Source organism: Devosia sp. Root685 (genome assembly GCF_001427875.1).
Classification (GTDB): Bacteria; Pseudomonadota; Alphaproteobacteria; order Rhizobiales; family Devosiaceae; genus Devosia.
The window spans coordinates 367263-382308 of sequence record NZ_LMHK01000002.1; the positions used below are offsets into that span (position 1 = coordinate 367263).

Below are 15046 nucleotides of genomic sequence, written 5' to 3' on the forward strand. Positions count from 1 at the left end.
CTTTTGCCGCGAGGGGTTCATTATGGTCGAGCGTATCGGGAACGAAGAAGGCATCGAGTTTGGCGCCAACAACGAGGCAGCCGAAACCATCCTTGTAGCCCAGGCAGACACCGGCACAGCGGCCCAGCCGGCGCCCACGCCAATCGAGACGGTGATCGAGGTCAGCGACGGGTCGATCCTCCGCTTGCCCGATGGCGCCAGCATCGATCAGCCTCGGACAAATGGCGCGGATCTCGAATTCGTTCAGCCCGATGGCTCCGTGATCGTTGTGCCAAATGGAGCCATCGAAGGTCTCACCATCATGCTCGGCGCGGTTGAAATCCCGCCCCTGACCGTCGCAGCCCTGTTTGAAGCCAGCAATATCCAGACCGCAGCGGGTCCCGGCGGCGCGGGCGCTGCGAGTTCGGGCGGCAATTTCGAAGTTCCGGTCGGCGGCATCGGTGACGCGTTCGCCCTGGGCAACCTGCTCGACCCTACCGAACTCGCTTTCGGAACCCCCGACTTCGACGAGCTGTTTCCAGCAAACTCGCGCCCGCGCTTCGGTTCGGACATGTTCGGTCTGGCCCTTTCGGAAGAAGGCCTGACCTTTGGTATTCCCGACGCGAACCCGTTTGGATCCGATACCACCGACAACCCCTACTTCCTCGTCAATCTTGGCGCCTCGGATCCTGATGGCGACCCGCTGACATTCACGTTCGGTCAGCCGAACGTGACGCTGTTCTCGAACGGCCAGGAAGTCGTCTGGGAAGGCGTCGGCACTGACCACATCATTGGCCGTGCCGGTGGCCTGACCGTCATCGACATCACCGTCGGTGGTCCGACCGGTATCGTCTTCATCCGCCTGATGCAGCCGGTCGATCACCCCGCGCAGGGCGAAGACGTCCTGACGTTCGGCCTGACGGTTACCGCCAATGACGGTCGTGGCGGCACCGCGACGACGACCATTAACATCGGCATCGAGGACGATAGCCAGATCATCGGCGCTTCGACCTCCGTTTCGGTGGACGAAGACGGGCTGTCCGGCGGCGTCAACAACACCACATCGCCCGGCGACAACAATGATGCCAACCGCACGAGCGCAACGGGTTCTCTCAATATCCGCTGGGGCGCTGATAACGGCGATGCGGCTGACGGCACCAATGAGGACGGCAGTTTTGCTCAGGATACGGTCGGCCGCGCGGTATTCTTCTCCCAGGCCGACTTCGACGCCTTTGTCACCGCCAATGGCGGCTTGAAATCTGGCGGCCAGTCGCTGCAGTTCACGCTGTCCAACAACGGCACCATCATCACAGCCCAGATCGCCGGCAATGAAGGTGCCGCAGGCACGCCGATTTTCCGCATTTCCCTGTCCGATGATGGTGCTGGCCAGTACAAGTTCCAGCTTCTCGGCCAGCTCGATCATCCGCAGAACTCTGACGGCGAGTCGGAGTCCTCGTCCGGCGGCTTCGAGGACGACATCGTCCTCAACCTCACCTTCACCAGCAAAGACGCCGACGGCGATCTCGCTGGCGGCAAGTTCACCGTCGTCATCGACGACGACATGCCGGTGGTGAATATCGTCGCAACTGAATCCAGCGTGACGCACGACGAAAGCGCCTGGCCGCAAAACCCCCTCTGGAGCATCTTCGGACCTGGCGGCGACAAGGACGACAATGACGTCGGTGTCGTTGCCTCCATCCTGCGGGTCTCGCAGTATTTCGCTGGTGTCGAGCACACCGGTAACGATGCGGATGTCTCGGACGCCGCCAAATTCTTCTTCCATGGCGCCATCGGCTATGCCGAGAGCAGCAAAGCCCTCATCTCGGTGGACGTCGCCTTTGGCGCCGACGGTGCAGCTGCGACGAACTCACTGGTCTACTCCCTGGTGCTGGGCAATGCGGTATCGTCTGGCCTCGTGACGACTGAAGGCCAGCAGATCTACCTGTTTGAAGAAAATGGCGTGATCGTCGGCCGCGTCGGTGGCTCGGAAGGTCCTGCGGCCATCGCACTCTATGTCGATGCCGACACCGGCAAAGTGACGATCGCCCAGTGGCTCTCGCTGCAGCACCACAACATCAACAGCCACGACGAATTGACGAGCCTCGTGCAAGGCGCCGTGCTGGTGAAGGTAACGGCAACGGACGGCGACGGCGACTCCGCATCGGCCAGCGCCGATATCTCGACCCAGGTTCGCTTTGAGGACGATGGCCCGACGCTGGAGTGGTTCTCTGTCCGCTCGAAGGTCAGCATCTCCCACGACGAAACTCCCGGCGTCGATACCGATGCCAACGACACTTCGACCGACGTATCGAGCCTCTTCACCGGCATTGCCGGCGGCAACGATCCCCATGTCGCCGGCACCGGCGCCATCGGCTACGCGCAGGTTTCCGGCAATTCTCTGTTCAGCATCGATGTCGAGTTTGGCTCTGACGGCATGCACAGCTCAGGCGGCTATAAGTTTGCGCTGTCCGTCGGCGAGGCCACCACTGCCCTCAAGACCACCGAGGGCAACGCGATCCGCCTCGAACTCGATGCGGATGGCCGCATCGTGGGTATCGTCGTTGGCGGGCCGTTCAGTGGCCAGGCCGCTTTTGCCCTCCATGTGGATGCGGCAACGGGCGATGTGACGCTGGCGCAGTATCTGTCGCTGCAGCACAACAATACCGGCAATCATGATGAATCGACCTGGTTGGCGGCGAACAATATCCGCGTCACGCTGACGGTCACCGATGGCGATGGCGACACCTCGTCCAAGACGGTCAATTTCGGCAGCAAGGTCGGCTTCCAGGACGATGGTCCGAAAGTCACCGAGTTCAAACTTGGCCAGAATGCCGGCCTCGTGCATGACGAGACCCCGGGCAAGGACGGCAGTTCCAACGACACCCACACGACCTATGCTTCGCTGTTCTCGAGCGTCGTCAATCAAGGCCAAGACAATGACGTTCCGCCCTCCGGCCCTGGCGCCATCGGCTATGCCCAGGTCTCGGGCGCCAACATGTTCTCTTACGGCGTCAATTATGGCGCCGATGGCAAGGCGGCGACCGACGGACTGAAATTCTCTCTCGCTATCGGTTCCGCCACCACCACGCTGAAGACGACCGAAGGTCTGTCGATCAAGCTGTTCCTCGAAGGCGACATCATCGTCGGCCGCTATGAGAGCACCGGCAATAACACGATCAACGCCCTGGACAAGGCGGCCTTCGCCATTCACATCGACCCGGTAACCGGCAACCTGACGCTGGTCCAATACGTCTCGCTGCAGCATCCGGACGGTGGCGACAGCTATAATGAAGCGATCTACTTCGCTGCCAACAATGTGCAGGTGACGTTGACCGCCAAGGACGGCGACGGCGATACCCACAGCGCCACAGTTGATGTGGGCGGCACGATCGGCTTCCGCGACGACGGCCCATGCGTCGATGTCAGCCGCGACCGCGGTGCTGATCTCGACAAGCTCAAAGTCGTTCTGGATGAAACCACGCCCGGCGGCGTCCCGAATGACAATACCGGCAATTCGACCTGGTCGCTCAAGACCGATCCGAGCCAGGCAGTGGCCATCGGCCTCGTCAAGACCAGCGCTAATGGCCATGGCACTGTTGCCGGCCTCTTCGACATCGACGCTAATGGTGGTGCAGACGGCATCCAGAGCGTCGTCAAGGCGTTCAGCTTCGAACTGCGCGACGACAATGGCAAGCTGGTGACCAATTCAACCACGGGCGTAAAGACCACTATGGTTGTCACCGATGTTGGTGCCAGCCCGCTAGGCAACATGACGGACGCCGCCCGCACGATCTGGCTCTATCGCCAGGACGACGGCACCATTATCGGCCGTATCGGCAATGGCACGAACACTCCTAACGACGACTATATCGCGCTCCGCATCACCCTGTCTGGCGACCCCAGCAATCCGCAGTTCACCGTCGAGCAGTTCCTGCCGATTTCGCACCCGTATGGTGGCAGCTCGCACGACGAGGGCGTTTCGCTCAAGTTCAGCGACAGCGACGCAAGCCTCTCGGTCAAGCTGACGGTTACCGTGACCGACAAGGACGGCGATGTCGCTTCGGACTCGGAATCCGTCAAGGTCATCGGCGACAAGACCTCGATCGTCGAAATCCAAGACGACGGCCCGAGCATTTCCGGCACCGCGTCCGGCCTGAAGCTCTCCCACGACGAAACCTCGGGCATCGACGGCGATGCCAACGATGTGTCATCCAACCTGTCCACGCTGTTCAACTCGGTCTTGAACAAGGGCAACGACCCCCACGTCAACAACACTTTCGAGCCGGCCATCGGCTATGCGCAGACCTCGGGCTCCGTTCTCAATCTGACGATTGACTACGGCAGCGATGGCGCCAGGGACGGCAAGTCCATTGAATACGAAATCTTCGTAAAGTCCGGCAAGACGGGCCTGCAGACCACCGAAGGCAAGGATATTCAGCTTTTTGTCGAGGGCGGCATCATTGTCGGCCGTTATGACGCGAACAACGGCACGGTTTCCTCGGCGGATCCGGCCGCATTCGCGATCCACTTCGACCAGACGACGGGCAAGATGACCCTCGTCCAGTATGTTTCGCTGAAGCACCTGGATACCGGTTCGCACGATGAATCCGTGTCGCTCAAGGCCGACGACATCCAGATCAAGATCACCGTCACCGATGGCGACGGCGACAAGGCGGACACCACTGTCAAGATCGGCAACATCGTCAGCTTCCAGGACGATGGTCCGGCGATCTCCAACTTCAGGCTCGGTCAGAACGCCGGCCTCGTCCATGACGAGACGCCCGGGCGCGATGGCAGCTCCAACGATACCAACACGAACCACGCTTCCCTGTTCTCGACCGTGGTCAATCAGGGCCAGGACAACGACGTGCCTCCTGCTGGCGCTGGTCCCATCGGCTATGCCAGCGTGTCGGGTTCCAATATGTTCTCTTATGGCGTCAACTACGGCGCCGACGGCAAGGCAACGACGGACGGCCTGAAATTCGCGCTGTCCATCGGCTCCGCCGACACCACGCTCAAGACCACCGAAGGTCTGTCGATCAGGCTGTTCCTTGAGGGCGACATCATTGTCGGCCGCTACGACAGTACCGGCGACAGCAATATCGACGCATCCGACAAAGCCGCTTTCGCGATCCATATCGATCCGGCGACTGGCGATATGACGCTCGTGCAGTATGTGTCGCTGCAGCACCCGGACGGCGGCGCCAGCTATAACGAAGCCATTTACCTCGCCGCCAACAATGTGCAGGTGACGTTGACCGCCAAGGATGGCGATAGCGACACCCACAGCGCCACCGCCAATGTGGGCGGCGCGATCGGCTTCCGCGACGACGGCCCGAGCGTGGATGTCAGCCGCGATTCCCATGCCGACCTCGACAAGCTCAAAGTCGTTCTGGATGAAACCACGCCCGGCGGGGTCCCGAATGACAATACCGGCACCTCCGAATGGTCGCTGAAGACTGACCCGAACCTGGCTGTCGCCATCGGCATCGTAACGACCAGCGCAAGCGGGAGCGGCACCGTAAACGGTCTCTTCGACATCGCCACCAATGGCGGTGCGGACGGGCTGCAAAGCACCGAAAAGGCGTTCAGCTTCGAACTGCGCGACGACAACGGCAAGCTGGTGACCAATTCGACCACTGGCGTCGAGACCAATCTGGTCGTTACACCGGCCGGGACCGACCTCGGCGGCATGTCGACCGCAGCGCGCACCATCTGGCTCTACCGCCAGGACGACGGCACGATCATTGGCCGTATCGGCAAGGGCACTGGCGCAACCACCGACGATTTCATCGCGCTCAGGATCACCCTGACCGGCGATCCGAGCAATCCGCAGTTCACCGTCGAGCAATTCCTGCCGATCACCCACCCAACCGGTGGCAGCTCGCATGACGAAAGCGTATCGCTGAAGTTCGACGACAAAGACGCAAGCCTGTCGATCAAACTGACCGTTACCGTGACCGACAAGGACGGCGATGTCGCTTCGGACTCGGAATCCGTCAAGGTCATCGGCGACAAGACCTCCATCGTCGAAATCCAGGACGACGGCCCGAAGATCATCGGTGTGACCCACAATGCGCTCGGTTCTGATCTGATCACCAATGGCGGTTTTGAAGACGGACACGGCCTGACCGGCAACAACTGGAATATCTTCAACGCCATCACCGGCTGGACCACCGGCAATGGCGTTCCCTTTGAAGTGCAAACCGGCGGCGCCGGCGGCATTTCGGGCAATTCCACCGCCGTGATCGAACTCGATGGCGACACCGAGACCAATGGCTCCAACAACGGCACTGGCGTTGCGAACCCGGTAGGCGCCACCAACGCCACAATCCAGCAGCAGGTCACGGGCACGCTCGAGGGCCAGACCTACCAGCTGACCTTCGAATATGCACCGCGCGGCGAGACCGCCGGGCTCAAAATCTACTTCGGTGGTATCGAGGTTTTTGACGCCGCCAATGGCGACTATGCCGCCAACCAATGGCACCAGATCACCATCACGGTGACCGCACCGACCAACAACGCCATCCTCGCCTTCACCGGCACCGGGACAGCGGACGAACTCGGCGCACTGCTGGACAATGTCAGCCTCAATACCAAACTTGGCAGCTTCGACGATGACAGCCAGGCCAGGGGCAATGAAGGCGGACCGGGCGACGACGCCAATGGCAAGGTCGCCTCGGGCAAGATCAACTTCGATGCCGGCACCGATGGCCTCAAGTCCATCACCCTCAACAAGACCGTCACCGTCACCGATGACCGGGGCAATACTGGCGCCCTCAAGGCCATCTTTGTGGATGACGACGGCGTTGGTCATATCCTCAATGTGACCACGAACTGGGTTGCATCCGGCCAGGGCGGCACACTGACCGGCACCATGAGCTACGGTGGCCACTCGTACAACGTCTTCACCGCCACGCTTAACGCCGCAGGTGAATTCGTTCTCGCCATGCAGGCGCCGCTTGCCCATCCGTTCACGGACCCGGACTTCAGGAACAACGGCTCGGAGACCGAATATGAAGACAATCTCGTCTTCAATCTCGGTTACACCGTCACCGATAACGATGGCGACACGGCCACCGGAACGTTGAAGTTCAACGTCGATGACGACACGCCCGACTTTATCAGCGGTGGCATCGAAGACGTCACCGTCGGCGCGATCAATGTTGCCCAACTCGGCGACCTGAACGTCGCTTTTGGTGCCGATGGCCAGAACGCCACCGGCGGCTTGAAGATCAGCGGCTGGACGGACATCGCCGGCGTGACCGAGGAACTGAGCTCCGACGGCCGTACGCTGACCGGCAAGGTCGGCAATGTAGTTGTCTATGAACTCAAGCTCGTCCAGAATCCCGACGGCACCCACAGCTATAGCTTCACCCAATCCGCTTATGTCTCCGGCACTGTCGGTGGCGGCACGCTGAACAACGTCAACCTGAACCAGGGGTTCGGTCCCACCGACTCTCGCGACTACAACGGCTTCACGCTCTATGGCGTGAATGGCAGCAAACTCAACGGCTCGGGCAGCGGTATCGGCGTCGGCAATAACGGCATCGAGGACGGCGAAAAGCTGAGCATCGAATTCGACGGCCCGATGACCTCGGTGACCCTCGGCATCGATAAACAGGGTAATGCCAGCTGGCAGATCAAGTGGACCGCCTATGACGCACAAAACAACGTCGTTGCCACGGGTTACACCACTCAGTTCAACTCTGACACAACGCGGACCATCGACCCGCCCGGCAACGTCTCCTTCACCAAGCTGGTGCTGGAAGGCGACAAGACCGGCGGTCAGGGTGGCAGCTTCCGCATCGACGGCATCAGCGGCGAAAAGGCCGGCACCAGCATTGATGCGAAGAGCCTGAACTTCTCCGTCACCGCCACGGACGGCGATGGAGACTCGGACACCGACCGCTTCACCGTAACGCTCAAGACCAACACGCCGCCGACGATCACGGTGAACACCGGCAACACGGACAACGCCAACGACAAGGTGGAGGAAGCAGCGCTCTCCACGGGTAGCAATCCGAACAGCACAGCTGAAACCGCGACCGGCACGATCACCGTTGCAGATGCCGATGGTCTTGCTGACATCGTCAGCGTGACCATCAATGGCGGCGGTGCGGGCAGCGAGACGCAATCGCTTGCTGGCCTTTTGAACAAGACCATTCTCGGCAACCACGGCACGCTGACCATTACCGGCGTGGCCAATGGCGTCATCAGCTACAGTTATACCCTGACTTCGGCCACGACCGACATCCAGAACGCTCTGGAAACCGACATATTCTCGATCTCGGTCTACGATGGCGAGGAAACCGCCAGCGCCAGCATCACCATCGAGATTGTCGATGATGTGCCGATTGCCAAGGCCGATACCGGCTATGGCGTCGCCGAAGATAGCGCTACTAACGCAGTCTCGGGCAATGTGCTCACCAATGACGTCTCGGGCGCCGATGCGCCGAAGAGCTTCGTCAACTGGGCAGCAACCGACACCGCGGCCATCACCGCGCTGAACACCTATGGCGTGCTGACCCAGAACAATGACGGCAGCTGGAGCTTTACGCTGGACAACAGCCGTGCGGCCACCCAGGCGCTGACCGCGGCCAGCGACCTGAGCTATACGCTCAATTATACGATGAAGGACGCCGACGGAGATACCTCGTCTGCCACCCTGACCATCACCATCAACGGCGCCGACGATAGCGCTTCGGTGGTGACGGCCGAGGCCAGCGGTGCGGACCACACGGTCTATGAATCCGGCCTCAATCCGAATGGCTCGGACGCCGCCGCCCAAACGGAATCGGCGAATGGCAGTTTCACGGTCTCGGCTACCGACGGCATCGCCTCGGTGGTGATTGGGGGCACCTCATTTACGCTGATGCAATTGCAGGCGTTCGACGGCACCCAGACCATCAGCACCGGCGAAGGCACGCTGACCCTGCTCAGCTACACCGGCACCGCTGCCGGCGGCAGCGTAGCCTACAAGTACACGCTCAACGCCACCATCGATAACGTGAACCATTCCGGGGCGACGCCGACCGGGTTCGACGACAGTGTCACCGTGACCGTTAATGGCATCGGCGGCACCTCCGGCAGCGACACTATCGTCGTGTCCATCATCGATGATATGCCGATCGCGTCCAACGAGGCCGCGCAGAACGTCAACGAAGGCGCGACCGTTGGCGGCTTCTTCGACTTCGTCCAGGGCGCAGACGGCGCAACCTTGACCCACATCAACGGCAACGCTGTCGGTGCCTTCGACGGCACGACCGGCTGGTCAAGCTGGATCGATGTTGGCGCAGGGTCGATCCGCGTCAAGGACACCGGCGAATATGAGTTCAGGGCCGACAACCCGACCTCGGGCGCCTCGATCGACATCGACGGCACCTTTACCGTCACCGACAGCGATGGCGACAGCGCGACCGCGAACTTCGCCTTCGACGTCAAGGACTTCAATGTCCCCACCCCCGGCACCGCCACGGCAAATCTGGATGACGACGGCCTTTTGGGCGCCAATCCAGCTCCGGTATCCGGCGCAGCCACATTCTCGGGCATGCTCGGCGGCAGCGTCGGCGGCGACACGCCCGGCGTGTTCAGCTTCGCTTCGCTGAATGGCCATACCGTCCTCGTCGGTCAGGAAACGGCAACGCTGATGTGGGACGCAAACGTGCTGACCGCCAATGGTCCGCGCGGTGTGCTGTTCACCGTAACGGTGACGGATCCGGCGACGGGTGCCTACACGGTCAACCTCGTGCGCAACGTGCTGCACGCGAACGGCAATGACGAAAACACCGCGTCGATCGATCTTGGCTACAGGATCACCGATGCCGACGCTTCGCAGGCCAATGGCACGCTGACCATCAACTTCAACGACGACGTGCCGACGGCCAATTCGGGCGCCGCGCTCAGCATCTTTGAAACCGACACCGAGAAGAGCGGCGAAAATCTGCTGCTGAACGACGCACAAGGTGCGGACGGCGCCACGGTCACTGCTGTCAGCTTTGACAATGGCAGCAACTGGCACAATGTCGTATCCGGCAGCGCGACCTCGATCGCGGTCAACGGCGTTGGTACGTTCAAGGTCAACACCGATGGCAGCTGGTCGCTGATCCCCACGGTTAATTCGTCGACCAACAATCAATCGGGGAGCTTCATCTACAAGATCACGGATGCCGACGGCGATACGTCCCAGGCCGCACAAGCCTACACGGTCAAGCACAGCAATACCGTTCCGGCCGCAGGGACGGTCTATGCGACGGTGGACGACGATGGTCTAAACGGCGGCAATGCGGGCGGCACGGGCGACGTCAATGTCACCACGCCAGAGACGATCGCAACGGGCTTCCTGCCTTTCGACTTCAAGGCCGATGGGCAGGCCAGCACTGACCCGATCAGTTTCGCTTCGATGACTTCGGGCACCGTTGGCACAGAAGCGGTCACCTATTCCTGGAACGCTGCCACCAACACGCTGACAGCCTCCTCCGTCGGTCGCGGCCCCATCTTCACGGTGCAGGTGGATAATGGCACCGATGCAAATGCCGCCGGCGCTTACAAGGTTACCTTGCTCCAGCCCGTGCTGCACGTTCTTGGCGGAGACGAAAACGATGCGGTTGTCGACCTGACCTATAAGGTCACAGACAGCAACGGTGATTTCGCCACCGGCACGCTGCAGATCACCTTCAACGACGACACGCCAATTGCCTCGCCGGAATCGGTGACGATTGCCGAAGGCACGAACAGCAAGTCGAACGTGGTGCTCGTGCTCGACCGTTCGCTGAGCATGGACGAAGACGGCGATCCGACCACGGACGGCACGCAGCAGCGTATCGACCTGATGAAGGCCGCCATCGCGGACCTCTTCAACAGCGGCAATGTCAACGCGGTGTTCATCGTATCCTTTGCCGGCTCGGGCACCTTCCACAACTCGGGTGCAAACGGCGGCTGGTACACCGACCTGGCGTCGGCCCTGACGGCCGTCAACAACATCACCCTGCAAAGCAGCACCAATTACGATGCTGCACTCAACACGGTGATGACCAACTATACCAATCCGCCTGCGGGCGGTGGCCAGACCGTGGCCATGTTTATGTCCGACGGCCAGCCCACCACCGGCGGCGGCATCAGCACGAGCGAAGAAACCACTTGGATCAACTTCCTCGCAAGCAAAGGCATTGCCGGCTCTTATGCCTTCGGCTTCGGTGGCCTGAGCGCCAGCGATACCGCTTACCTCGAACCAATCGCCTGGAAGCCGGGCGAAACGGCGGGCCTCTATACCGCGACCGATCCCGGCGTCGTGGTAATCAACAACGTCTCGCAGCTCGGCACTTACCTGCAGGGCACGGTGGCCGCGACTACTCAGGGCAATATCCTGACCGGCGGCACGCCGGACAGCTTCGGCGCCGATGGCGGCCGCATCCTGTCGATCACCATCAACGGCGTCACCTATGTCTGGAATGGCGCCGGCGCGATCGACGTCGTTGGCTCACCCAACGACCTCACGGGTTCGGCTCTGACCAACATCGCCACGGCAAATGGCGGCACGTTCTCGATCAACTTCTCGACCGGCGCCTGGAGCTATACCGCTCCGGCTTCGATCACGGACGACGTCACGGACAAGTTCGACTACACGCTGACCGACAATGACGGGGACACCGTTTCTTCGTCGGTTTCGGTGACGGTTGAGAACGTCAACGAATTGCCCACGACCAATGACGCAGTGGCGTCAGGCGCCGAAAACACGAGCATCGCCGTGCTGCTCAAGGGCGCGGATACCGATGGCACGGTTTCCACCTTTGTGATCACCAGCCTGCCGGCCAATGGCAAGCTCTTCCACAATGGTACCGAGCTCGGTATCGGTGACACCGTGCCCGCTACGGCTGGCCAGGCGACCGTCCAGTTCGTGCCGAATGCCAACTACTTCGGCCAGCAGACCTTCCAGTTCGCTGCCAAGGATGACGATGGCGGCGTGGATGCCACCCCGGCAACGGCCACAATCACCGTCACCGATACCGCTCCCGTGGCCGGCGCCGACAACATCATCACCAATGCTGCGATCGGCTCCGCCTTCGTGGTGCCGGAATGGGCCCTGCTCGCCAACGACACGAATGCCGGCAACCAGACGCTCGACATCACCGCGACAAGCAACAATAGCGGTGTGACGACGAACCTGACCACCAATCCGGGCAGCGTGACGATCACGGATAGCAACCCGGCCGGCGGCTCGTTCAACTACACTGTCAGCAATGGCACCACGACGGCGACCGGTTCGGCCAGCGTTAGCCAGGACAATGTCGGCAGCATCGACGGCACTAGCGGCAACGACATCATCGTCGCCGGTCCGCAGACTGTGAGCCAGGTGACCAAGGTCACGTTTGCTTCGTCCTACGACGCAGGTGACGTGGTTTCGATCACAGTGGACGGCAAGGTGTTCAGCTATACGGTCGGAGCGGGTGGCCGTACTGGGGAACAGGTCTACGATGCGCTTCGAGTGGCAACCGTCGGCGGCGTCAGCCTCCAGAGCACGCTAACCGCCTTCGGCGTCAGCGTGCCAGGCGACCTCACCAGCGATGCGGTGACTTTCACCGGCGGCGCGGGGCGGACCTTTGCGGTGTCGTCCGCGATAACGAACGTTGCATCCCAGCCGTGGATTTACAGGGTGGACTTCCATGACAGCCCGAGCCAGTTCACGGATAACAACGAATTCATCCGCATAACGTTTAATGGCTCTCAATATACCGGGTACGCATCAGGATCCGGAAACGCCACTCGTTTCGACAACGCGGCCGACGCTGTGCTCGCGCAATTGAATGCACTCAATGGCATTACCGCGGAGTATAATGATGGCACGAATACGTTCACGATCACCAGCACGTCAGCACTGACGTCGCTGTCCGGGTCCTCAACGTCCAATAACGCCAGCAGCGGCAGCACGAGTACCGTTCAAACGGGCATCGCCGCGACAACACAGGCGCCCCCGGCCATTGACACCTATGTCGGCACGCCGCAGCAAACGACCTTGACGTTCGCTTCATCCTACGACGTGGGCGATAAGGTATCGGTTACGCTTGATGGCGTGGTCTACTCTCACACCGTCGCGTCGGCCCAGACTTCGAGTGAGAACGTCTATGACGCTCTCAAATTGGTGGCAGTTGGTGGCATAACACTCGCGGCGGCACTCGCGGCAAGGGGCGTTGCAGCAGCACCGAACCTGGGCACAAACGCAGTTACTTTGTCGGGTTATCCCGGGCTCTCGTTTGTGGTGACAACCGACATCGTCAACGCGCTCGCCACGCCTTGGATCAGGACGGTGGATTTCGCCGACCCGGCGTCGAACTTCGACAATAACTCCAGCGAGTACATCCGGATCACAATCGGCGGCACGACCTATGAGGGTAAAGCGACTTCCGGTGGCGGTGGACATGACGGACGCTTCGACAGCGCAGCGGCAGACCTTGTTGCGAAACTGGTCGCAGCGAACTTCGGCGCGAGCTACAATACGACGACGAACACCTTTACCATTCAGTCACCGAATGCTTTCACCGTGTCGTCGGCCACATCCACGTCAGGCGACACATCTGGCGACATCAACAACGTCCAGACCGGTACGAACCCAACCAACCACGCCGCCCCGACGGTGACCACCATCCCGGCGACCACTGAGACCGGGTTCACATTGAATGGCAATGACGGCAACGACATTCTGATTGGCAGCAATGGCAATGACATCCTCACCGGTGGTGATGGTGATGACCTTCTGTTCGGCGGGCTCGGAAACGATACGCTAACGGGCGGCATGGGTCATGACACGTTCCGCTTCGCCGAAATGGGCACTGCCAATGCCGACACGATCACCGACTTCGTGGCTGGTGAGGATACGATCGACCTCGGCGCCCTGCTCGATGCAGCGCTGATCGATAGCTCCAACGTTGGCAACTATGTCCGTATCGACAACACAGGGACCGACTCCCTGCTTCAGGTCGATACCTCCGGTAGCGGTAGTAACTGGGTCGATGTGGCGACCTTGGCCGGGCATGCGACCCAAGGCACAATCATCGATCTCAAGATCGACGACGAACATCACACCATTACGATCCCGACGATCTAACCAACGCGATATCGCAAGAAAGGCGGCCTCCGGGCCGCCTTTTCTTTTCTATAGCCCCATCCCCGGCGCCACCGCCGACAGATCCTTCGGCATGTCGGCTACGGCGCGGCTGTTGCCTGCAAAACCGTGGATGTAGCTGCGTTCGCCGGTAAAGCTCATGATCGGCTGGTATTGGGCGTAGGCGGTGTCGGCCTCAAGGCGATTGCTGACATTGTCGAGGACATAGGCGCCCGAGCCGGTGTGGGCGATCAGGACGGCGTGGAAGAGTTGGCGGCGCGTGTCCTGGAGGAGGACGAGCTGGAGCTTTTCGTCCGGTACGCCGAGGCTGCGGAGGGCCCAGTATTTGGCTATGGCAAAGTCTTCGCAATCGCCTGCACCCTTGCGGGCCATTTCGGCGGGCGTTGCCCAATAGTCGCCGACGCCCCAGACGGCCGCGTCCGACTTATAGGTCATGGCGCCATTGACGGTGCGGTTGACGCGGTCGAGCATTTCGCGATCGGAAAGACCGGCAACCTGATCGACCATTCCGCGGATTTTGGTGGCAAATCGGCTATCGCAGCCGGCAAGGCCGCTCTGGGCGCAATTGGCGCCGAACAGCTGGGAATAATCCGTTTGCCGCGCCGCCTGCCATTTGCCGGCCGCCGGCAAACGCGCCGCCGAAATGGCGACGGACGCGAACACACCAAGCTTGGCGGGCGTGCTTGCCGGCAAAGACGGCAGTGGCGTAGCAGAAGGCTGCAATGCCGCTAACAGGACTGTATCGGCCCGCACAGACTGACTATAGACCGGCACCGGCGCAGCAGCTGGTGGACCAGCGGGCGCAGCGGCAGCACTTACTGAAAGAAAAGCAGCAAACGTGAAGTTCAGAAGCAATTCCGCCTCCTGATTGATTGTCAGAAGGCTACCCGGCTCAAAATAAAATTCTGCAAATCGGCATAGTATATTTGAAGTATTCTAATTCGATAA

The 15046-nt window shown here is 60.9% G+C and carries 2 protein-coding genes; one reads left to right on the plus strand and one right to left on the minus strand.

Going from position 1 to position 15046, the window contains the following annotated elements; all coding sequences use genetic code 11:
• The first annotated feature begins 22 nt into the window (after positions 1-22).
• Positions 23-14080 (plus strand): DUF5801 repeats-in-toxin domain-containing protein, encoded by a 14058-nt coding sequence (locus tag ASD83_RS10470; protein WP_056310628.1) that lies wholly within the window; start codon positions 23-25, stop codon positions 14078-14080.
• Positions 14081-14128: 48 nt separating this feature from the next.
• Here the strand turns inward: ASD83_RS10470 and ASD83_RS10475 are convergent, their stop codons facing one another.
• Positions 14129-14953 carry a transglutaminase-like cysteine peptidase gene (locus tag ASD83_RS10475; RefSeq protein WP_156385916.1) on the minus strand — a complete coding sequence of 275 codons (825 nt, stop codon included), beginning with the start codon at positions 14951-14953 and terminating at the stop codon, positions 14129-14131.
• Between the last annotated feature and the right edge of the window lie 93 nt (positions 14954-15046).